This window comes from Companilactobacillus metriopterae, from assembly GCF_002762335.1.
GTDB classification, from domain to species: domain Bacteria; phylum Bacillota; class Bacilli; order Lactobacillales; family Lactobacillaceae; genus Companilactobacillus; species Companilactobacillus metriopterae.
In genome coordinates this window covers 1,312,501-1,330,000 of the sequence record NZ_CP024610.1, presented here as the reverse complement: position 1 = coordinate 1,330,000, position 17,500 = coordinate 1,312,501, and the positions used below count along the sequence as shown (strand labels likewise).

The following is a 17,500-nucleotide window of genomic DNA, read 5'->3' as shown; positions in this document are numbered from 1 at the left end:
TTCATAGAAGTGAGAATGCCGGTATGAGTAGCGAAAGATAGGTGAGAATCCTATCGGCCGAAAGACTAAGGTTTCCTGGGGAAGGCTCGTCCTCCCAGGGTTAGTCGGGGCCTAAGATGAGACCGAGAGGTGTAATCGATGGATAACAGGTTGATATTCCTGTACTAGTTTAATTTGTTTGAACGATGGAAGGACGCAGGAGGATGATGTGTGCACACAGCTGGAAAAGTGTGTCCAAGCCGCGAGTCTTGATATGAGTTAAATGCTTATAACTATAAGGACAAGTTGTGATGGGGAGCGAAATTTAAGTAGCGAAGCACAGTAACTCACACTGCCAAGAAAAGTTTCTAGTTAGAATTAAACTACCCGTACCGCAAACCGACACAGGTAGTCGAGGAGAGAATCCTAAGGTCAGCGAGTGAACTCTCGTTAAGGAACTCGGCAAAATGACCCCGTAACTTCGGGAGAAGGGGTGCTGGTGTAAAAGCCAGCCGCAGTGAATAGGCCCAAACAACTGTTTATCAAAAACACAGGTCTATGCTAAATCGTAAGATGACGTATATGGGCTGACGCCTGCCCGGTGCTGGAAGGTTAAGAGGATTGGTTAGCTTCGGCGAAGCTAAGAATTGAAGCCCCAGTAAACGGCGGCCGTAACTATAACGGTCCTAAGGTAGCGAAATTCCTTGTCGGGTAAGTTCCGACCCGCACGAAAGGCGTAATGATTTGGGCACTGTCTCAACGAGAGACTCGGTGAAATTATAATACCCGTGAAGATGCGGGTTACCCGCGACAGGACGGAAAGACCCCATGGAGCTTTACTGTAGCTTGATATTGAGTTTTTGTGTAACATGTACAGGATAGGTAGGAGCCGTTGAAGTCGGAACGCTAGTTTCGATGGAGGCATTGGTGGGATACTACCCTTGTTATATGAAAACTCTAACCTACGCCGATAATCGCGGCGAGGGACAGTGTCTGGTGGGCAGTTTGACTGGGGCGGTCGCCTCCTAAATAGTAACGGAGGCGCTCAAAGGTTCTCTCAGAATGGTTGGAAATCATTCGCAGAGTGTAAAGGTATAAGAGAGCTTGACTGCGAGACTGACAAGTCGAGCAGGGACGAAAGTCGGACTTAGTGATCCGGTGGTACCGCATGGAAGGGCCATCGCTCAACGGATAAAAGCTACCCTGGGGATAACAGGCTTATCTCCCCCAAGAGTTCACATCGACGGGGAGGTTTGGCACCTCGATGTCGGCTCATCGCATCCTGGGGCTGTAGTCGGTCCCAAGGGTTGGGCTGTTCGCCCATTAAAGCGGTACGCGAGCTGGGTTCAGAACGTCGTGAGACAGTTCGGTCCCTATCCGTCGCGGGCGTAGGAAATTTGAGAGGAGCTGTCCTTAGTACGAGAGGACCGGGATGGACATACCTCTGGTGTACCAGTTGTTCTGCCAAGGGCATTGCTGGGTAGCTATGTATGGACGGGATAAGCGCTGAAAGCATCTAAGTGCGAAGCCCCCCTCAAGATGAGATTTCCCATTCCGTTAAGGAAGTAAGATCCGTTAAAGATGATGACGTAGATAGGCTGCGGGTGGAAGTATGGCGACATATGGAGCTGAGCAGTACTAATAGATCGAGGGCTTAATCGAGTAAGTGGTTTAAAGTGTTTTAAAATTTCTTAATATCTAGTTTTGAAGGTACGAGGTACCAATAGTGTGGTGATGATGGCAAGAAGGATACACCTGTTCCCATGCCGAACACAGAAGTTAAGCTTCTTAACGCCGAAAGTAGTTGGTGGGAAACTACCTGCGAGGATAGGAAGTCGCCACGCTGTCTCATGGAGGATTAGCTCAGCTGGGAGAGCATCTGCCTTACAAGCAGGAGGTCACAGGTTCGATCCCTGTATCCTCCATCATGAGTCGTTAGCTCAGTTGGTAGAGCATCTGACTTTTAATCAGAGGGTCGGCAGTTCGAGCCTGCCACGACTCATTGTTCCATTTTTTTAATAAGTAACATGCGGGTGTGGCGGAATTGGCAGACGCGCTAGATTTAGGTTCTAGTGTCCAATGGACGTGAAGGTTCAAGTCCTTTCACCCGTATTAACAATTGAATAATTGTTTCAAGGTATATTATTATATATGATGATATGCCGACTTAGCTCAGTTGGCAGAGCACCTGTCTTGTAAACAGGGGGTCGGAGGTTCGAATCCTCTAGTCGGCATATGCGGAAGTAGTTCAGTGGTAGAACATCACCTTGCCATGGTGGGGGTCGCGAGTTCGAATCTCGTCTTCCGCTTTCATTATAGTAATGCCGGGGTGGCGGAACTGGCAGACGCACAGGACTTAAAATCCTGCGGTAAGTGATTACCGTACCGGTTCGATTCCGGTCCTCGGCACTATAATGAATATGCACCCATAGCGCAACTGGATAGAGTGTCTGACTACGAATCAGAAGGTTGTAGGTTCGACTCCTACTGGGTGCATTGTTTCACGGGAAGTGGCTCAGCTTGGTAGAGCACCTGGTTTGGGACCAGGGGGTCGCAGGTTCGAATCCTGTCTTCCCGATATCAATGATTGTTTTATATTTATTGATTTTGTTTTGGCGGTGTAGCTCAGCTGGCTAGAGCGTCCGGTTCATACCCGGGAGGTCGGGGGTTCGATCCCCTTCGCCGCTATTTATTCCGGACCTTTAGCTCAGTTGGTCAGAGCAAACGGCTCATAACCGTTCGGTCGTAGGTTCGAGTCCTACAAGGTCCATTATAGGGAATAAACTTATAATATTATCGCGGGATGGAGCAGTCTGGTAGCTCGTCGGGCTCATAACCCGAAGGTCGTAGGTTCAAATCCTGCTCCCGCAATAAAAACTGAATATTTGGTTCCTTGGTCTAGTTGGTTAGGACGCCTGCCTGTCACGCAGGAGATCACGGGTTCGACTCCCGTAGGGACCGTTAGTGACTAATTTTTAGTTACTTTAGTATTATTTCCTGATATGCGGGTGTAGTTTAGTGGTAAAACCACAGCCTTCCAAGCTGTTGTCGCGAGTTCGATTCTCGTCACCCGCTTTGCCGCTATTATGGGCCTATAGCTCAGCTGGTTAGAGCGCACGCCTGATAAGCGTGAGGTCGATGGTTCGAGTCCATTTAGGCCCACTAATCTGGAGAAGTACTCAAGTGGCTGAAGAGGCGCCCCTGCTAAGGGTGTAGGTCGCTAACGCGGCGCGAGGGTTCAAATCCCTCCTTCTCCGTTTTTCGACCCGTTGGTCAAGTGGTTAAGACACCGCCCTTTCACGGCGGTAACATGGGTTCAAATCCCGTACGGGTCATAGGTGCTATGCATCTTAATATTCTTAAGCATTTTTGGAGGATTACCCAAGTCCGGCTTAAGGGAACGGTCTTGAAAACCGTCAGGCGAGTAACATCGCGCGTGGGTTCGAATCCCACATCCTCCTTTGTGAGTTTCACTCACGTTTGGTTCCTTGGTCTAGTTGGTTAGGACGCCTGCCTGTCACGCAGGAGATCACGGGTTCGACTCCCGTAGGGACCGTAATGGCTCGGTAGCTCAGTTGGTAGAGCAATGGATTGAAGCTCCATGTGTCGGCGGTTCGATTCCGTCCCGCGCCATTTGTTTTTTCTGGAGGGGTAGCGAAGTTTGGCTAAACGCGGCGGACTGTAAATCCGCTCCTTCGGGTTCGGAGGTTCGAATCCTCTCCCCTCCATTATAGGGATATAGTTTAAAGGTAGAACTACGGTCTCCAAAACCGTCAGTGTGGGTTCAATTCCTACTATCCCTGTCTACCTTTTATGGCGGTATTGGTGAAGTGGTTAACACATCGGTTTGTGGATCCGACACACGTGGGTTCGATTCCCACATACCGCCCTTTTATTGGGCTATAGCCAAGCGGTAAGGCAACGGACTTTGACTCCGTCATGCGCTGGTTCGAATCCAGCTAGCCCAATTTTATTTTGATATGGCGGTATAGCCAAGTGGTAAGGCATGGGTCTGCAAAACCTTGATCACCGGTTCAAATCCGGTTACCGCCTTTGTGGTTGTATCTTTATCAAGGTAATATTTTGCCGGTGTGGCGGAATTGGCAGACGCGCAGGATTCAAAATCCTGTTCCCGTTTGGGAGTATCGGTTCGACCCCGATCACCGGTATATAATAATAATTATAAAACTCTAACTGTTGGTTTAACCAATAGTTAGAGTTTTTTTATGTTTTAAGTAATAGAATCAACAGTAAAAAACGTAATTTTTTCTTAATCACTATTGTTACTATATTTTGTATATTAGGAGAATTAGTTATGTTATATGTTTTTGACGTTGATGGCACTCTTAGTTTAGATGGTAAGAAAATTTCTCCACATATTAAGGATTCAATTTTAAAACTTGAACAAGAAGGTAATAGTGTTAGTTTTGCATCTGCACGACCTATTAGAGATCTAATACCTATTATTCCTGAATTTTCATCTGATAATTTATTAATTGGAGGAAATGGTTCTATAGTAAAGAAAATTGACAACGAAATTGAGGTAGTTAAATCTATCGACTCGGATAGTTTTACATCTATAAAAGGAATAATTTCTGATTACAGTTTTAATTACATAGTGGATGACAGTTGAATTATTCTTCAAATGTTGATAAAAAGAATAGGATCTACAGACAATTAGATCCTGACAGTCTTTCAGAAAATGTAGATTTAAATTCTATAATTAATCCAATTAAAGTAATTTTGATAAATATTCTTGATAGTATTTTTAGCGATATATTAAACATCGTTAATCTTAAGGGTAATTTAAATGTTATTAAGCATTCAGGGGAGAAAAATATAGATATTACATCTGCTGGCATAAACAAATACTCTACGTTGAGAAAGTACTGTACAGAACCTTATTATTGCTTTGGTAATGATAGCCAATGACTATGAAATAATAAAACATTCAGAGAAAAGTGTCTGGGTCGAAAATACTGATAAAAATCTTGCCAAGGATTTAGGTTTAAGTCCAGATTTTGTTTGTAGTAGCAATAGTATTGATGTGGCTAAAGCAATTGTTTTAATTTATGAAGAACGTTTAAATTAACTAATGGAGAATTAACAAATAATAAAAAAGACTAAAACATCATTTAATGTTTTAGTCTTTTTTATTTTAGATTTTTAATTAATAAAGTAGCAACTTCCTTAGGTGAGTATGGATTCTGACCTGTAATTAAATTACCGTCTTGAACAGCGTAGGGGCTAAAAGCACGTTTTTTTTGAAATATTGATCCATGTGATCGAGCAACTTTTTCATTTAAAATTGGTACGCGATTTCTTTTGCCACTGAGTATTTCTTCGGTATTAGTAAAACCAGTTATTTTCTTGTTCTGGATAATATAATCACCTTTTCTATCTTTAAGGTAAAGTAATGCTGAAATTCCATGGCAGACTGATGTTATAAATCCGCCATTATTATAGATATCTAAACTTATTTGATGAAATTCATTATTGTGGGGGAAGTCCCACATAACACCATGACCTCCTGTAAAATATATTGCTTGATAGTCAGATGAATTTACATCAGTTGGTTTTAGAGTATGTGACAGGGCTTTTTCTCTGAAATTTGCATCATTATACATTTGCAAATCTTCCTTAGAAGCATATTGAATACTTCTTGGATCAATTGGAACATATCCGCCCTTAGGACTGGCATAATCAACCGAATATCCTGCTGCAGTTACTTCTCTAACAAATTCAGTATTTTCACCTAACCACAAACCAGTGGCTTCTTTTCGATCTCCATATGTTCCAATATTTGTTTCAACAACTAATATTTTTTTCATAAATTTTACCTACTAAATAAATTTTATTTTAAATGAAGTATACTCCTGATTTCTTTTTATAGATAGTTTTGTGTTTAATCTATTGTAAGTAGTAAAATCAGGTCAACTACAATATTTTAGAAAGTGTTAATAATGTATAAAATTGGTGAATTTTCTAAAAAAGTGAATCTATCTGTAGATACCCTAAGATATTACGAAAAGGAAGAACTTATTATACCTGGTAGATTGTCTAATAATTTAAGTATTTATTCGGAGAAGGATGTAAGATGGATCGAATTTATAAAGAGATTAAAATCTACTGGAATGTCTATAAATCATATTAAAGAATTTTCAAAATTGCGATATGAAGGAGATAGGACTATTCCTCAGAGAATGGAATTATTATTTGATCAACGTCTCAAACTTGAAAATGATAAAAAGAAAATAGATGAACATATCAACTTTATTGATAACAAAATTGATACGTACAAAAAAATGCAAGAAGATAATAATTCTAGATAAATTTTTATTGACGTGGAGTTAACTCCAGATGCTAGTCTAACTTTGGCAACTAAATTAACGAGGAGAATTAACTATGTTGAATAATAAGAAAATAAGTAGATTAGATCTGGGGAAATTAACTTTAGCTATGGTTGATGGAAGAGCAGCAGACTCTGTTATGGATTCCTTAGATAGCATCGCACCAGATATCGGAAAATATATATACGAGTTTGCTTTTGGCGATATTTATAATCGCCCTGAACTTGATTTAAAACAACGGGAAATGATTACAATTACCAGTTTGTTAACCCAAGGAGATACAAATAATCAATTAAAGGTACATATAAACGGATCTCTGAATGTGGGTCTGTCGGAGCAGGAAATAATTGAAACGTTTATTCAATGTTTACCATATGTAGGGTTCCCAAAGGTATTGAATGCAATCAATGTTGCAAAGGAAATTTTTTCTAGTTCTAAATAATTTATAGATAAATTAAGTAATAAAGATCAATTCCTCGAATTTAATATTTATTAGAATAAATAAAGTGTCTTATATTATAAGTAGTTTTATAATTTGTTTTCATTTATTGCAATATTTATTATAATAATATAAACTCATTTTAGATGTAATTTTATTATTACATTTTAGGGAATTGTTTGAGGAGGACTCGGCAATGATGAGTAAGTTAGGAATTGATTTAAATGTCACATCGCAGGGATGTGTTTACTGTTCAAAAGAAAACCTTGAACAGGTTTATGTCAAAACAGTATTGGATGGTACATTAGAAGAAATTCGCATTCGACCCATGTATTGTCCGTTATGCGGAAGAAAGCTATAAAAAAAGACCTCTTAGAGGTCTTTTTTTATTTTATATTTTATTTCTACTACGTCTCCATAAGTAACTGTGTCTGTAAGTTTAAATCTTTTTAAGCTAGCAAGTTTTTTAAACAGAGTATTACCATCTCCTAGGAGGATAGGTGCTATTTGTATTATTAGTTCATCAACCAAATCAGCTTCAATTAATTCTGTTATTATTTCTCCACCACCAACAACCCAAATATCTTTACCATCTTCTTTTACAAGAGATTTGGCTAAAGCAACTGGATTTTCTGTAGGTATAATGACATTTTTATTTGTTTTGTCTTTAATATCATCATGATGAGTGTACAGATAGTTTTTGTATTGACCGTATGGAAATGGGTCAAGAGCTTCTTCAACATAATTATATGTATTTCTTCCCCAAATCAAAGTATCTATATTTTTTATGAAGGGTTCGTAACTTTTTGTAAATAAATCAGGGTTGTCTATCGATTCTAACCAATCTATTTTATTGCTTTTGTCTGCAAGGTATCCATCTAATGAGATACAGCCGTAAAAAATTATTTTTCGCATATTTATCCTCCAAGTATTTTATAATTATAACAATGTAGTTGATATAATTTGAATAAACTAAGGAGAAATAATATGAAATACGAATGGCGAAAATCCGAAAAAGATATTTATTTACCAAAAAAGGTAAGTGTATTAAATCTGCCAACATATAACTATATTACTATTTCTGGTAAGGGTAATCCAAATGAGCAAGAGTTTTCCGATAGAATTTCAACGTTATATCCTGTTGCATATAATTTGAGAATGGCACTAAAAAATGGAGTGTATACAGAACCATTCGAATATACTGTTTATCCACTTGAGGGTGTTTGGACCACATCAGATGGTTCAAGAGATGAATATTTAAATAAAGATGCACTTGTATATAAGATAATGATAAGACAACCTGATCAGGTCACTAAAGAAATGTTTGAAGAAAGTATTAACGATGTTAAGTCTAAAAAAGACCTAGCTTTAATTGACAATATTAGGTTTGAGCAAATCAGTGATGGTAAAGTTATAGAAATTTTGCATAAAGGTCCATTTGAAACGGAAATAGAATCTTTTAAGATAATGGAGGATTTTATGGAGCAAAATAATCTAACTAGAAATAATATCATGGAAAAATATGCTCACAGAGAAATTTATTTGTCGGATTTTAGAAAAGTAGATAGAAGTAAGTTAAAAACAACTTTAAGGTACTCACTTAATTAAAATTAGATAGTATAAATTTATTATCTAATGTATAATTAAATTATAAAATTATACAAGAGGTGAGATTATGAAGAAGAAACTAATTAATGTTTTTATTATTAGTATGTTAGCTTTAGGATTTGTTGGAAGTGTATCATCAGTAAATGCTAGCGCTGCTACTACAGATGCTTCAACCGAGTATGCTCTACCAACTGTTACAAAGATTGAAACTGGTAATTTTCCATATGTAATTGATAAGCCAGTGGGTCCTACAACATTGAGCGGTATTTCATTAATGATGTTGATTAACCCTGATAACTTGCTACATCACTCAGATGTTCTTGTTACTATGAGTGATGGAACTCAGTTACTAAGATACAATGAAGATCTTTATGTTGATGCTAGCCAAGTTTTAACATACATTCTTAGATAATAAAAAAGCCTTGAGTCTGTTTTGACTCAAAGCTTTTTTATTTGGTTAATTTTTTATTTCTTCTAGTAAATAATACAGCGACACTTGCAAGCAACAATGTTCCAATTGTTGAAATCATCAGAGTATCTTTTTTAGTGCTTGTTTGTGGAAGTTTTCCATTGCTATTACTTTGATCAGTTCCTATAGAATTAATCGGAGTGATTGGGTTGATTGAATTAACCGGATTAGGATCTATAGGAGTAACGGGGTCGATAGGCTTAGGCGGATCAACCGGATTAGGATCCACAGGAGTAACAGGATCGATAGGTTTAGGTGGATCAACCGGATTAGGATCCACAGGAGTAACGGGGTCGATAGGTTTAGGTGGATCAACCGGATTAGGATCTACCGGAGTAACAGGGTCGATAGGTTTAGGTGGATCAACCGGATTAGGATCCACAGGAGTAGTAGGATCGATAGGCTTAGGTGGATCAACTGGATTAGGATCTACAGGAGTAACAGGATCGATAGGTTTAATTGGTTCCACGGGATCAATAGGAATTACAGGGACTTCAGTTTTGGGATCAGATGTCATTAGATTATTTACGACAGTATTTTCTGAATTAATTGTAAAATGAATTTCATCTTCATTAATTTCATATCCATCTGGAGCATTTAATTCCTTAAAGTAGTAGTTACCATGTTTTAAATCTTCAACAGTTATTTTTCCATTTGCATCAGTATCTTTAGAATCAATTAGAACATCATTTTCATCAAAGAGACCATATGTAGCTCCGGGAACAAGAATACTGCTATCATCTGCGTCAGTTTTTTGTAGTGTGGCAGAACCTCTATCTTTACCACTACCATTACCTGTGTTGACATTTGATGTTACCTTTGCAGAAGAACTGTCTTCACCTGCGACAGAGCCTTCTCCGGTACCATTACCATTCCAGGTCATGCTTGCATTGTTTCTGAATACGGTAGTTCCATCATTTTCTAGTTCTGGAGGAACTACTTTTGTTTGTAACTTAATTACGTACATTTGTGCACCGGCATCAGGAATAGTTACATTAACTCCGTCTGTCATTTCTTGCATAATATATTCGCCAGAATTTAGTTCTCTTCCGGTATTGTAAATACCGTCGCTTTTCCAAGTAGCTTCGTAAACTGATGCAGAACCTAAAATATATTCTAGATTAGGATCAGTAATACGATCTTCAACATTGATTGTACCTAGGTCAAGTTCATTTCTATTTACCAAAATAGACCATGTAATTACAGAATTTCCTTCATCATCTTGACCTAGCACACCCTTTTTAGATGTATTAGATGTTGATACTGCGATGTTCATATCACTATGTTGTTCACCATTCATAGTTTCAAATACGACGTCGTTCATACCTACATTGGCATTTTTACTAGGTGTAATACCATCATTTATCTCAATTTTACCTTATAGGTCGTCAACTCCCTCAACGTTCGTGAAATTAACAGATATAGTGTTGTCGGCATTTAGAGTAACATTACCAATAACTTCACCAAGTTCGTTTGTTATATCGAAAGTGGTACCTGGTTTGCTTACTTTCAATTATTCAGGTAAATCTATAGTTAAAGTGTCACCGTTCTTTAATTCAACACCTGAAGCGTCAAATTCGTAGGATAAACTCACACTACTACTATAGCTATAGCTAGGTTTGTTGCTTGAAATCTCAGCACTAGATATAATATCTGAACTAGAATATGAAGTGGCTGAGACAGTTGTTGGCTTAATGTTTCCCAAAATTATAAATAAACCAAACAAAACAATAATTATTTTTTTGAATTTTGAAATAATCATAATTTCCCCTTTATACTTTTTTCACAATTACTAATGTATTATAAAATTTTTATATATGACAATACAATATCTATTATAATTATTTTTTTATTCTAAATAGTTCCAGTTATCAACTATTGAATAACATTTGTAAATTCTTCATAAAAAAAGTCCATAGAATTTACTAAGTATAGTGGTAAGATATAAAAGTAATTTTTTTAAGGGAGGGTCAAAATGATGATCGTATTAAGCGGCACAATTGGCGCCGGAAAGAGCTCATTAGCAACACTTTTATCTGAACACTTAGGAACTGAAGCATTCTATGAACAAGTAGATGATAATCCAGTTTTACCTTTGTTTTATAAAGATCCTAAAAAATATGCATTTCTATTGCAGATATACTTTTTGAATAAACGTTTTGATTCTATTAAGCAAGCAATGTTGGATGACAATAATGTTTTAGATCGTTCTATTTATGAAGATTCTCTATTTTTCCATATGAATGCCGATATGGGACGTGCAACGAGTCAAGAAGTGCAAGTTTATGATGATCTTTTGGATAATATGATGCAGGAGCTTCCATATGCTGCTGATAAAAAAGCCCCAGATTTATTAGTTCATATCGACGTATCATATGAAACTATGATTAACAGAATTCAAAAACGTGGTCGTGATTACGAACAGCTTGAACAAGATAGTACATTGGAAAATTACTACAAATCACTACTTAAAAGATATGATGGTTGGTATGACAACTATGACTACAGTCCTAAAATGAAAATTGACGGTGACAAATTCAATTTTGTTGAAAATGAAGATGACTTGCAAAGCGTTTTACAACAAATTGATAAAGAATTAGAACTTAGAGGAATTGAAAGAAATTAAATATTGAGACAGTTAACACTGGTAACCTGTCTTAAATAAAACAGTGGAGAATTTAAATTGAATAATAAAACTCATGAATTAACAAAAATAGCTATTGTTGCTGCTTTGTACATTGTGTTGACAGTAACACCTGTAATTTCAATACTTTCTTATGGACCAATTCAGTTTAGAGTTTCTGAGGTATTAATGATTTTACCGTTTCTTGACCATAAATACAGTTGGTCATTGATTATGGGATGTCTGGTGGCAAATGTATTTAGTGCTTCACTTGGAGTTTATGACATAGTTTTCGGAACTATTGCTACTGCTCTAGTATGTTTCATCATTACCCGAGTACCAAACAATTATAAGAATGTTTGGATAGTTCCGGTAACAGGTTCTATAGTAAATGGACTAATTATTGGAGCAGAACTACATTATGTTTTAAAATTACCATTCTGGATTTCTGCTGGAACGGTTGCACTTGGGGAATTAGGTGTTTTAATTGTAGGGGTTATAATTTTTTACTTCCTACTGCAAAATAATAATTTCAAATCTATAATAACTAGATAAAAGGGGAAGAGATTCCTCTTTTTTGCTATAATAAAGTTTATAAATAAGCAAGAGGTGTGTGTATGAACATCGGAATATTCACTGATACTTACTTCCCACAAGTAAGTGGAGTGGCTACATCAATTCAAACATTAAAAAATGATTTAGAAAGAAAAGGTCATTCTGTATATATTTTCACTACAACTGACCCTAATGTTTCGAAGGATACAATTGAACCCAATATATTTAGGTTATCAAGTGTTCCGTTTATTTCATTTAAAGATCGTAGAGTTGCGATTAGAGGGATGTTCCACGCTGTAGATTTGGCAAAGGAATTAAAATTAGACATAATTCATACTCAGACAGAGTTTTCTTTAGGATTAATAGGAAAATTTGTTGCTAGACAATTAAAAATTCCCTTCATACATACATATCACACAATGTATGAAGACTACTTACATTATGTTCTAAATGGTCACCTATTAAAGCCATATCATGTTAAGCAAATGACTAAAATGTTTGTAAAGAGTGCCTCAGGTGTTGTTGCACCAAGTGAACAAGTTAAAGAAACTCTTGATAGATATAAAATATCTGCACCTATAAAAATCATTCCAACTGGTGTTGATATTTCTGAATATACAAAACCAGTTAATACAGCAAATCTACGTAAAAAGCTAGGATTAGATGATGATACACCTGTCATTTTGATGTTAAGTAGAATTGCGATGGAGAAGAAAATTGACCATATGTTGGAATGTATGCCAAAACTTTTAGCGTATAATCCTAAAATCAAGTTAGTCATCGTTGGTGGTGGACCTGATATGAAAGAATTAGTTCAGATTTCTGATGATCTTAATCTTCAAGAAAATGTAATATTTACTGGCGAGGTAGATCACGATAAAATTTCACCATATTACCACATGGCTAATTTATTTGTTTCTTCCAGTGATACAGAATCTCAAGGACTAACATATATAGAAGCAATAGCTTCTGGTCTTAAGATTGTGGTACGTAGTGCACATTATACTGAAGAACTCTTAACTGATCCATCAGTTGGTGTCACATTTAATGATGATGACCAACTAGTACCAAAGATTATTGCCTATTTGGATCATTCCAAAGCGTTTGATGACCATGAAGCTCGTCAACAAGTTATCTATAATATTTCTTCTGATAAGTTTGGAGATTCTATTATTGATTTCTATAAAGAATCACAACAATACTTTATTAAAGAAAAACTTTCGGATTCTTCAATAAATCCAGAGGAGTATACAAATGATTAAGATTGCCATGTTTTCTACTGCAGATAAAGTCGCAGGTCAGGGTGTAGGTAGTGCTTATCTTGAATTGATTAACTTATTAAATGAAAGATTCAAAGATGATTTTGACATTACTATTAATGATTATTCAAAAAGTGATTTGAGTCATTACCATACAATTAACTTCCCATTTTATTTATCTACTTTTTTTAAAAAAAGAGGTAGAAAAATTGGATACGTACATTTTCTACCTGAAACACTTGAAGGAAGCATCAAATTACCTTATTTAATAAAGAAAGTATTTTATAAATATGTGATTAGTTTTTATAAGCGAATGGATCAAATTGTCGTTGTTAATCCTACTTTTATTGATAAGTTAGTAAATCATGGATTAGACAGATCAAAAATCAAATATATTCCTAATTTTGTTTCAACTGAAAACTTCTATCACAAGACAGAAGCACAGAAGCTGAAATTTAGAAAAGAAAATAATTTAAAACCAGATGATTTTATAGTTTTTGGTAATGGACAAGTTCAAGAACGTAAGGGAATTGATGATTTTTATCAATTGGCTTTAGACAATCCAGATATAAAATTTATTTGGGCAGGTGGATTTTCTTTTGGACGTATCACAGATGGATATGACCGATACAAGAATATGATCGATAATGCACCAAAAAACATGATTTTTACAGGTATTGTAGATCGCAATGATTTGGTAAATTACTATAATATTTGTGATATATTCTTACTTCCTTCATATGATGAGTTATTCCCAATGTCAGTTTTAGAAGCTTTCAGCTGTGGAGCACCAGTATTACTTAGAGATTTGGAATTATATCAAGCAATCATTAGTGGGTACTATCATCCCGCTAGTGACCGTTCTGAAATGGAAGATTTTATTAAGAAAGCTAAAAAAGATAGATCATTACTAGAAGTGTTGAAAAAAGAATCAGATGTTGCAACTAAAAGATATTCACAAGATAATTTGAGTAAAATTTGGTATGATTTCTACAATGAGCAATATAATTTGACTAGATAGGCTATATTTATGAATAGAAAAAATGTAATTGCATTGTTTGTTATGCTATTTGTTGGTTTTGGAATTTTTTGGTGGGAAGCACGTAAGATCGACTTTGCTTCTCTATTAGTTATACTTAAAAATTTGAATTATTTTTGGCTATTAGTTGCGGTGCTATCTATGCTAATCTCTTTTGGAGTGGAGGCATTGGTGCTGCATACTTTGTTAAAAAAAGAAGAAGATCGTAAATTTAGTTGGTGGGAAATGTTCCGTATTCCACTAATTCAGGCATTGTTCAATGCGATAACGCCATTTTCTTCTGGTGGTCAACCAGCCCAACTTGTAGGGTTAATGCAATCAAAGATTGAAGGTGCACGCGCAACTTCAGTTTTACTAATGAAATTTATAATTTTTCAAACCATCGTCTTAATTAACTTTATTTTTGCAATGATGATTAGCTTTCAAAGTGTTGCGAAACATTTTTCAGGACTAGCATCATTAATTTTATTTGGTATGGTAATTCATTTAGTTACAATTACATTTTTACTAATGGTTATGTATTACTATCAATTCACTAAACATTTTGTATCAGGAACCTTAAAAGTAACTTTATTTTTCTTAAAACCAGAAAAAAAGAATAGAATAATTAAAAGATCTTTAAGAAGTATCGATGATTTCTATCAAGAGAGTCTTATTTTAAAGAAGGAAAAGAAGAAAGTTATAAAAGCTTCACTTCTAACTTTTATACAGTTATTCTTCTACTATCTTGTAGTTTATTTTGTATTGTTAGCATTACATATCAACAATGCAAACTTTGTGGACGTTATTGTTATGCAAATCATGATAGTTATGATTACTTCTATTTTCCCTATCCCTGGAGGAACAGGTGGAGCAGAAGTTAGTTTTAAAGCTTTATTTTCAACTTTTATACCATCAAGACCGTCACTTATTTTAGGAATGTTTTTGTGGAGATTTATTACATATTATTTAGGAATGTTCCTTGGAATCATAGGTATTTCCAAAAAACCTAATCTAGATAATATCGACAAGAAATTGGAGACTAAGTAAATGAAGAATGTTTTTAAGAAGATATCTAATTTTCTGAATACACGATTAGGTTTCGTATTATTAGCGCTTGTTTTGTATGTTATTAAGACAGTATATACATACGAAAATAAATTTAACCTAGGTGTAAAGGGAAGTATGCAAACTTTCCTAATGATTATTAATCCGATACCGGTTATGTTGTTACTATTTGGTCTTTCACTATACATGAAGGGAAGAAAATCATATATTTTTCTTCTAGTAATAGACTTCTTAGACACATTATGGCTGTTTTCAAATATTCTCTACTATAGAGAATTTTCTGATTTTATAACAATGGCTCTAATCAAGGGTTCATCAGCAACATCAAATAATTTAAGTAAAAGTATTTTAGGAATAGTAAAACCTACTGATTTTCTAGTATTTTTAGATGTAATAATTTTAATTCTATTACTATCATTCCATGTAATTAAAATGGACATCAGAAGATTAAACTGGAGAATACCAGTATTAGTTACATCTTTGGCGGTATTATTGTTTGGGGCAAATCTTTCTCTAGCAGAGGCAGACAGACCACAACTTTTAACAAGAACTTTTGACAATAACTATATCGTTAAGTATCTAGGATTAAACGCATTCAATGTTTATGATGTGACAAAGACGACAAAAACAAATGCCAATAAGGCAAATGCAAAGCCATCTGACCTTACATCGGTTAAGAGATATCTTGATAACAATTACGTTACACCTAATGCTGAATATACTGGTGTCGCAAAAGGAAAGAATGTCTTTGTTATTCATTTAGAGAGTTTCCAACAATTTCTAATTGACTATAAAGTGAACGGAGAAGAGGTAACTCCTAACCTAAACAAAATATATCACGAAGATAATACCTTAAGTTTTGACAATTTCTTTAATCAAGTAGGGCAAGGTAAAACTTCCGATGCCGAAATGATGTTGGAGAACTCACTATTTGGGTTACCAGAAGGATCAGGAATGGTGGTTGATGGAACTACTAATACTTTCCAAGCTATGCCTGCTATGTTAGACCAAGATGGTTACACTACAGCAGCATTCCATGGAGATGTTCCAAGTTTCTGGAATAGAGATAACGCCTATAAATCATGGGGCTATGATTATTTCTTCAGTTCTAATTACTACAAGCAAAAGAAGAGCTATAATGTTGGTTATGGTATGAAAGATAAGATATTCTTGAAGGATTCTTCACAGTACATCGAACAACTACCACAACCTTTCTATGCAAAACTGATTACTGTAACTAATCATTATCCATATGATCTGGATAAGAAGAACCAATCAATTGCCAGAACAAAGACAGGTGATAAAACTGTCGATGGTTATGTCCAAACAGCAAGATATTTGGACGATTCTGTTGGTGAGTTTATGGATTGGCTTCAAAAGACAGGGTTAGACAAAACAAGCATGGTTGTATTCTATGGTGATCATTATGGAATTTCCGGAAATCATAAGAAACCTATGTCTAAACTAACAGGAATCAAGAATTTCAATGATTTCCAAGATGCGCAATACCAGAGAGTTCCATTCATGATACATATGGACGGGTTACAAGGTGGAATAAATCATACATATGGTGGCGAAATTGACGTAATGCCAACGTTAATGAATCTTATGGGTGTTTCCGATAAAGGGACAGTTCAGTTTGGTAGTGATTTACTTTCATCTGAGCATTCTCAAGTAGTTGCATTTAGAAATGGTAATTTTGTTACTCCTGATGTTACAAAAGTAGGAAGTACTTACTATAATACTAAGACCGCTAAAGTTGACACCAATATTTCGGATAAAGAGAAATCTAGATTGACTAATAAAGTAGCAACGGAACTATCACTTTCTGATCAAGTACTCAATGGAGATCTATTAAGATTCAACAAGTTAGATGGCTTTACTAAAGTTAATAAAGCTGATTTTAGTTATAAAAAATCAACTGCCTTGAAGAAACTAAAAGATTCTCAAAAGAGCAAGACAAGTTTGAAAATGGAAAATGATGGAAAGTCTTACGTAGAAGACTACGTAACTAATGCACCAGAGTTGAAATAAAGAGCTAAGGGACAATGTCCCTTAGCTCTTTTTATATTAAAAAAATTAACTAAAATATGAGTTAAAAGCAAAAAACGAAAAAAAAGTAAAATAAAGTG

At 35.6% G+C, this 17,500-nt stretch carries 18 protein-coding genes, 25 tRNA genes and 2 rRNA genes (1 of these 45 cut by a window edge); 41 read left to right on the top strand and 4 right to left on the bottom strand.

The annotated features are described in order from the left end of the window. From CS873_RS06805 to CS873_RS08160, 30 genes are all read left to right on the top strand, one after another. A 23S ribosomal RNA gene (locus CS873_RS06805) occupies positions 1 to 1,641 on the top strand (it extends 1,276 nt beyond the left edge of the window). Between the two features lie 65 nt (positions 1,642 to 1,706). Continuing rightward, positions 1,707 to 1,823, top strand: a 5S ribosomal RNA gene (gene rrf, locus CS873_RS06800). 8 nt (positions 1,824 to 1,831) lie between these two features. Next, positions 1,832 to 1,904 (top strand) — tRNA-Val (locus CS873_RS06795). A 4-nt stretch (positions 1,905 to 1,908) separates the two neighbouring features. Beyond that, positions 1,909 to 1,981 (top strand) — tRNA-Lys (locus CS873_RS06790). Between the two features lie 27 nt (positions 1,982 to 2,008). Further along, positions 2,009 to 2,091: transfer RNA gene (locus CS873_RS06785), tRNA-Leu, on the top strand. 49 nt (positions 2,092 to 2,140) lie between these two features. Further along, positions 2,141 to 2,213: transfer RNA gene (locus CS873_RS06780), tRNA-Thr, on the top strand. Positions 2,214 to 2,216: 3 nt separating this feature from the next. After that, positions 2,217 to 2,288: transfer RNA gene (locus CS873_RS06775), tRNA-Gly, on the top strand. Positions 2,289 to 2,302: 14 nt separating this feature from the next. Beyond that, positions 2,303 to 2,388: transfer RNA gene (locus tag CS873_RS06770), tRNA-Leu, on the top strand. A 13-nt stretch (positions 2,389 to 2,401) separates the two neighbouring features. Next, positions 2,402 to 2,475: transfer RNA gene (locus CS873_RS06765), tRNA-Arg, on the top strand. Positions 2,476 to 2,483: 8 nt separating this feature from the next. Then, positions 2,484 to 2,557, top strand: a tRNA-Pro gene (locus CS873_RS06760). A 36-nt stretch (positions 2,558 to 2,593) separates the two neighbouring features. Further along, a tRNA-Met gene (locus CS873_RS06755) sits at positions 2,594 to 2,667 on the top strand. An 8-nt stretch (positions 2,668 to 2,675) separates the two neighbouring features. After that, a tRNA-Ile gene (locus CS873_RS06750) sits at positions 2,676 to 2,749 on the top strand. Between the two features lie 27 nt (positions 2,750 to 2,776). Beyond that, positions 2,777 to 2,850 (top strand) — tRNA-Met (locus tag CS873_RS06745). Positions 2,851 to 2,866: 16 nt separating this feature from the next. Further along, positions 2,867 to 2,940: transfer RNA gene (locus CS873_RS06740), tRNA-Asp, on the top strand. 43 nt (positions 2,941 to 2,983) lie between these two features. Further along, positions 2,984 to 3,054 (top strand) — tRNA-Gly (locus tag CS873_RS06735). A 13-nt stretch (positions 3,055 to 3,067) separates the two neighbouring features. Beyond that, positions 3,068 to 3,141: transfer RNA gene (locus CS873_RS06730), tRNA-Ile, on the top strand. A 7-nt stretch (positions 3,142 to 3,148) separates the two neighbouring features. Further along, positions 3,149 to 3,236: transfer RNA gene (locus tag CS873_RS06725), tRNA-Ser, on the top strand. A gap of 6 nt (positions 3,237 to 3,242) precedes the next feature. Then, positions 3,243 to 3,314 (top strand) — tRNA-Glu (locus tag CS873_RS06720). Between the two features lie 36 nt (positions 3,315 to 3,350). After that, positions 3,351 to 3,440 (top strand) — tRNA-Ser (locus CS873_RS06715). Positions 3,441 to 3,461: 21 nt separating this feature from the next. Beyond that, positions 3,462 to 3,535 (top strand) — tRNA-Asp (locus tag CS873_RS06710). Positions 3,536 to 3,539: 4 nt separating this feature from the next. Beyond that, positions 3,540 to 3,612 (top strand) — tRNA-Phe (locus CS873_RS06705). 12 nt (positions 3,613 to 3,624) lie between these two features. Continuing rightward, positions 3,625 to 3,707, top strand: a tRNA-Tyr gene (locus tag CS873_RS06700). Between the two features lie 4 nt (positions 3,708 to 3,711). Beyond that, a tRNA-Trp gene (locus tag CS873_RS06695) sits at positions 3,712 to 3,782 on the top strand. A gap of 13 nt (positions 3,783 to 3,795) precedes the next feature. Continuing rightward, positions 3,796 to 3,868: transfer RNA gene (locus tag CS873_RS06690), tRNA-His, on the top strand. A gap of 7 nt (positions 3,869 to 3,875) precedes the next feature. Further along, positions 3,876 to 3,947: transfer RNA gene (locus CS873_RS06685), tRNA-Gln, on the top strand. A gap of 14 nt (positions 3,948 to 3,961) precedes the next feature. After that, positions 3,962 to 4,032, top strand: a tRNA-Cys gene (locus tag CS873_RS06680). Between the two features lie 32 nt (positions 4,033 to 4,064). Continuing rightward, a tRNA-Leu gene (locus tag CS873_RS06675) sits at positions 4,065 to 4,148 on the top strand. Between the two features lie 146 nt (positions 4,149 to 4,294). Beyond that, complete coding sequence (locus tag CS873_RS06670; protein WP_099975083.1) at positions 4,295 to 4,612, top strand: HAD family hydrolase; 318 nt, start codon at positions 4,295 to 4,297, stop codon at positions 4,610 to 4,612. Next, positions 4,609 to 4,911, top strand: coding sequence for a hypothetical protein (locus tag CS873_RS06665; protein WP_099975082.1), 303 nt, complete (start codon positions 4,609 to 4,611; stop codon positions 4,909 to 4,911). Before CS873_RS06670 ends, CS873_RS06665 begins: the two co-directional genes overlap by 4 nt. Continuing rightward, the gene (locus tag CS873_RS08160; protein ID WP_169922465.1) at positions 4,898 to 5,071 is read left to right on the top strand and encodes a hypothetical protein; all 174 of its coding nucleotides are present in this window, start codon (positions 4,898 to 4,900) and stop codon (positions 5,069 to 5,071) included. Before CS873_RS06665 ends, CS873_RS08160 begins: the two co-directional genes overlap by 14 nt. A 61-nt stretch (positions 5,072 to 5,132) precedes the next feature. On the opposite strand, the gene CS873_RS06660 is transcribed toward CS873_RS08160, so the two are convergent. Continuing rightward, positions 5,133 to 5,810 (bottom strand): type 1 glutamine amidotransferase domain-containing protein, encoded by a 678-nt coding sequence (locus tag CS873_RS06660; protein ID WP_099975081.1) that lies wholly within the window; start codon positions 5,808 to 5,810, stop codon positions 5,133 to 5,135. A gap of 132 nt (positions 5,811 to 5,942) precedes the next feature. On the opposite strand from CS873_RS06660, the gene CS873_RS06655 reads away from it, so the two are divergent. The 3 genes from CS873_RS06655 to CS873_RS08155 all read left to right on the top strand — a co-directional run bounded on the left by CS873_RS06655 (position 5,943) and on the right by CS873_RS08155 (position 7,129). After that, a complete protein-coding gene (locus CS873_RS06655; RefSeq protein ID WP_425435954.1) occupies positions 5,943 to 6,311 on the top strand; it encodes a MerR family transcriptional regulator in 369 nt (122 codons plus the stop codon). 73 nt (positions 6,312 to 6,384) lie between these two features. After that, positions 6,385 to 6,771 (top strand): carboxymuconolactone decarboxylase family protein, encoded by a 387-nt coding sequence (locus CS873_RS06650; protein WP_099975080.1) that lies wholly within the window; start codon positions 6,385 to 6,387, stop codon positions 6,769 to 6,771. A gap of 193 nt (positions 6,772 to 6,964) precedes the next feature. Then, the gene (locus tag CS873_RS08155) at positions 6,965 to 7,129 is read left to right on the top strand and encodes a hypothetical protein (RefSeq protein WP_169922464.1); all 165 of its coding nucleotides are present in this window, start codon (positions 6,965 to 6,967) and stop codon (positions 7,127 to 7,129) included. A gap of 11 nt (positions 7,130 to 7,140) precedes the next feature. Here CS873_RS08155 and CS873_RS06645 read toward each other — a convergent pair whose 3' ends face one another. Next, positions 7,141 to 7,683: a dihydrofolate reductase family protein gene (locus CS873_RS06645; RefSeq protein WP_099975079.1), complete on the bottom strand. Its 543-nt coding sequence runs from the start codon at positions 7,681 to 7,683 to the stop codon at positions 7,141 to 7,143. A 72-nt stretch (positions 7,684 to 7,755) separates the two neighbouring features. Here CS873_RS06645 and CS873_RS06640 point away from each other — a divergent pair, with 72 nt between their 5' ends. Both CS873_RS06640 and CS873_RS06635 read left to right on the top strand, forming a co-directional pair. Next, positions 7,756 to 8,376, top strand: coding sequence for a GyrI-like domain-containing protein (locus tag CS873_RS06640; RefSeq protein WP_099975078.1), 621 nt, complete (start codon positions 7,756 to 7,758; stop codon positions 8,374 to 8,376). Between the two features lie 67 nt (positions 8,377 to 8,443). Beyond that, the gene (locus CS873_RS06635; RefSeq protein WP_099975077.1) at positions 8,444 to 8,788 is read left to right on the top strand and encodes a hypothetical protein; all 345 of its coding nucleotides are present in this window, start codon (positions 8,444 to 8,446) and stop codon (positions 8,786 to 8,788) included. A gap of 37 nt (positions 8,789 to 8,825) precedes the next feature. Here CS873_RS06635 and CS873_RS06630 read toward each other — a convergent pair whose 3' ends face one another. Continuing rightward, positions 8,826 to 10,169, bottom strand: coding sequence for a SpaA isopeptide-forming pilin-related protein (locus tag CS873_RS06630; RefSeq protein ID WP_099975076.1), 1,344 nt, complete (start codon positions 10,167 to 10,169; stop codon positions 8,826 to 8,828). A gap of 189 nt (positions 10,170 to 10,358) precedes the next feature. After that, positions 10,359 to 10,607, bottom strand: coding sequence for a hypothetical protein (locus tag CS873_RS06625; RefSeq protein WP_099975075.1), 249 nt, complete (start codon positions 10,605 to 10,607; stop codon positions 10,359 to 10,361). A 216-nt stretch (positions 10,608 to 10,823) separates the two neighbouring features. Between CS873_RS06625 and CS873_RS06620 the strand changes: the two genes are divergently transcribed. From CS873_RS06620 to CS873_RS06595, 6 genes are all read left to right on the top strand, one after another. Then, the gene (locus CS873_RS06620) at positions 10,824 to 11,471 is read left to right on the top strand and encodes a deoxynucleoside kinase (RefSeq protein WP_099975354.1); all 648 of its coding nucleotides are present in this window, start codon (positions 10,824 to 10,826) and stop codon (positions 11,469 to 11,471) included. A gap of 57 nt (positions 11,472 to 11,528) precedes the next feature. Beyond that, on the top strand, positions 11,529 to 12,023 hold the full coding sequence (locus CS873_RS06615; protein WP_099975074.1) for a QueT transporter family protein: 495 nt from the start codon (positions 11,529 to 11,531) through the stop codon (positions 12,021 to 12,023). 62 nt (positions 12,024 to 12,085) lie between these two features. Beyond that, complete coding sequence (locus CS873_RS06610; protein WP_099975073.1) at positions 12,086 to 13,285, top strand: glycosyltransferase family 4 protein; 1,200 nt, start codon at positions 12,086 to 12,088, stop codon at positions 13,283 to 13,285. Continuing rightward, entirely contained in the window at positions 13,278 to 14,303 is a 1,026-nt protein-coding gene (locus CS873_RS06605; RefSeq protein WP_099975072.1) for a glycosyltransferase family 4 protein, read from the top strand. The genes CS873_RS06610 and CS873_RS06605 overlap by 8 nt, the downstream gene beginning before the upstream one ends. A 9-nt stretch (positions 14,304 to 14,312) precedes the next feature. Continuing rightward, on the top strand, positions 14,313 to 15,350 hold the full coding sequence (locus tag CS873_RS06600; RefSeq protein ID WP_099975071.1) for a lysylphosphatidylglycerol synthase transmembrane domain-containing protein: 1,038 nt from the start codon (positions 14,313 to 14,315) through the stop codon (positions 15,348 to 15,350). Beyond that, a complete protein-coding gene (locus CS873_RS06595) occupies positions 15,351 to 17,402 on the top strand; it encodes an LTA synthase family protein (protein WP_099975070.1) in 2,052 nt (683 codons plus the stop codon). Positions 17,403 to 17,500 lie beyond the last annotated feature (98 nt).

Bases quoted from the DNA above. Each gene is read 5' to 3' on its own strand.
- CS873_RS06670 (WP_099975083.1), top strand. From the start codon at position 4,295: ATGTTATATGTTTTTGACGTTGATGGCACTCTTAGTTTAGATGGTAAG.
- CS873_RS08160 (WP_169922465.1), top strand. From the start codon at position 4,898: ATGATAGCCAATGACTATGAAATAATAAAACATTCAGAGAAAAGTGTC.
- CS873_RS06660 (WP_099975081.1), bottom strand. From the start codon at position 5,810: ATGAAAAAAATATTAGTTGTTGAAACAAATATTGGAACATATGGAGAT.
- CS873_RS06655 (WP_425435954.1), top strand. From the start codon at position 5,943: ATGTATAAAATTGGTGAATTTTCTAAAAAAGTGAATCTATCTGTAGAT.
- CS873_RS06650 (WP_099975080.1), top strand. From the start codon at position 6,385: ATGTTGAATAATAAGAAAATAAGTAGATTAGATCTGGGGAAATTAACT.
- CS873_RS08155 (WP_169922464.1), top strand. From the start codon at position 6,965: ATGATGAGTAAGTTAGGAATTGATTTAAATGTCACATCGCAGGGATGT.
- CS873_RS06645 (WP_099975079.1), bottom strand. From the start codon at position 7,683: ATGCGAAAAATAATTTTTTACGGCTGTATCTCATTAGATGGATACCTT.
- CS873_RS06640 (WP_099975078.1), top strand. From the start codon at position 7,756: ATGAAATACGAATGGCGAAAATCCGAAAAAGATATTTATTTACCAAAA.
- CS873_RS06635 (WP_099975077.1), top strand. From the start codon at position 8,444: ATGAAGAAGAAACTAATTAATGTTTTTATTATTAGTATGTTAGCTTTA.
- CS873_RS06630 (WP_099975076.1), bottom strand. From the start codon at position 10,169: ATGAACGACGTCGTATTTGAAACTATGAATGGTGAACAACATAGTGAT.
- CS873_RS06625 (WP_099975075.1), bottom strand. From the start codon at position 10,607: ATGATTATTTCAAAATTCAAAAAAATAATTATTGTTTTGTTTGGTTTA.
- CS873_RS06620 (WP_099975354.1), top strand. From the start codon at position 10,824: ATGATCGTATTAAGCGGCACAATTGGCGCCGGAAAGAGCTCATTAGCA.
- CS873_RS06610 (WP_099975073.1), top strand. From the start codon at position 12,086: ATGAACATCGGAATATTCACTGATACTTACTTCCCACAAGTAAGTGGA.
- CS873_RS06605 (WP_099975072.1), top strand. From the start codon at position 13,278: ATGATTAAGATTGCCATGTTTTCTACTGCAGATAAAGTCGCAGGTCAG.
- CS873_RS06600 (WP_099975071.1), top strand. From the start codon at position 14,313: ATGAATAGAAAAAATGTAATTGCATTGTTTGTTATGCTATTTGTTGGT.
- CS873_RS06595 (WP_099975070.1), top strand. From the start codon at position 15,351: ATGAAGAATGTTTTTAAGAAGATATCTAATTTTCTGAATACACGATTA.